The 1,422-nt window shown below is 58.6% G+C and carries 1 rRNA gene; it reads right to left on the bottom strand.

From position 1 onward, the window contains the following. A 16S ribosomal RNA gene (locus RBH26_RS21330) occupies nt 1-1,422 on the bottom strand; the annotation flags it as partial.

Here is a 1,422-nt window from a genome sequence, read left to right as displayed (position 1 = left end):
GGTTACCTTGTTACGACTTAAGCCCCCTTGCGGAGCCCAGATTCGACCACCGGACGGTGGCCTCATCCGGACCCCACTCGGGTGCTTTGACGGGCGGTGTGTGCAAGGAGCAGGGACGTATTCACCGCGCCCTTCTGAGGCGCGATTACTACCGAATCCAGCTTCATGCAGGCGAGTTTCAGCCTGCAATCCGAACTACGACCGAGTTTCGGAGATTAGCGTCCCCTTTCGGGGTTGCATCCCACTGTCTCGGCCATTGTAGCCCGCGTGTCGCCCAGCACATTCGGGGCATACTGACCTACCGTTGCCCGTTCCTTCCTCCAGTTTGGCACTGGCAGTCCTCCTAATGTACCCAGCTACCACAAGGGTACTGCTGGCAATTAGGAGTGCGGGTCTCGCTCGTTGCCTGACTTAACAGGACGCCTCACGGTACGAGCTGACGGCGGCCATGCACCTCCTCTCAGTAGCTCCAGTAAGCTCATCACACTGACCTTCATTGCTACTGTCGATGCTGGTGAGATGTCCGGCGTTGAGTCCAATTAAACCGCAGGCTCCTCCGGTTGTAGTGCTCCCCCGCCAATTCCTTTAAGTTTCATCCTTGCGGACGTACTTCCCAGGCGGTCTGCTTCACGGCTTCCCTACGGCACACCACAGGCTCGTAGCCTGTGGCACACCTAGCAGACATCGTTTACAGCTCGGACTACCCGGGTATCTAATCCGGTTCGTGACCCGAGCTTTCGTCCCTCACCGTCGGATCCGTCTTCCTGAGGCGCTTTCGCCACCGGTGGTCCGTCCAGGATTACGGGATTTCACTCCTACCCCAGACGTACCCCTCAGGTCTTCCGGTCCCAAGCCATGCAGTTTCCACCGGACGCCCGCGCGTTGAGCGCGCGGATTTCCCGATGGACTTGCATGGCCAGCTACGGACGCTTTAGGCCCAATAATAGCGGTCATCACTCGTGCTGCCGGTATTACCGCGGCGGCTGGCACCGGTCTTGCCCAGCACTTGTTCCTCGACCTTCTTACGGTCGAGAAAAGCGAGGACTATATGCCCTCGCACTTGGAGTCCCCTTATCGCACTCGCGTGCAGTGTAAAGGTTTCGCGCCTGCTGCGCCCCGTAGGGCCCGGTATCTTGTCTCAGATACCGTCTCCGGGCTCTTGCTCTCACAACCCGTACCGATTATCGGCACGGTGGGCCGTTACCCCACCGTCTACCTAATCGGCCGCAGCCACATCCTCTGGCGCCGAAGCCTTTCGGATTCCCGCCACTCCAGGCTGGGAATCGTATTACGGATTAGCCTCAGTTTCCCGAGGTTGTCCGTATCCAGAGGGTAGTTTGGCCACGTGTTACTGAGCTATCTGCTACGGGTCTCACCCGTGCAACTAGCATGGCTAAATCGGACTCCAATAGCAATGACCTC

This window comes from Natronolimnohabitans sp. A-GB9, assembly GCF_030848565.1.
Lineage (GTDB): Archaea > Halobacteriota > Halobacteria > Halobacteriales > Natrialbaceae > Natronolimnohabitans.
This window is presented reverse-complemented; position numbering and strand designations above follow the sequence as displayed.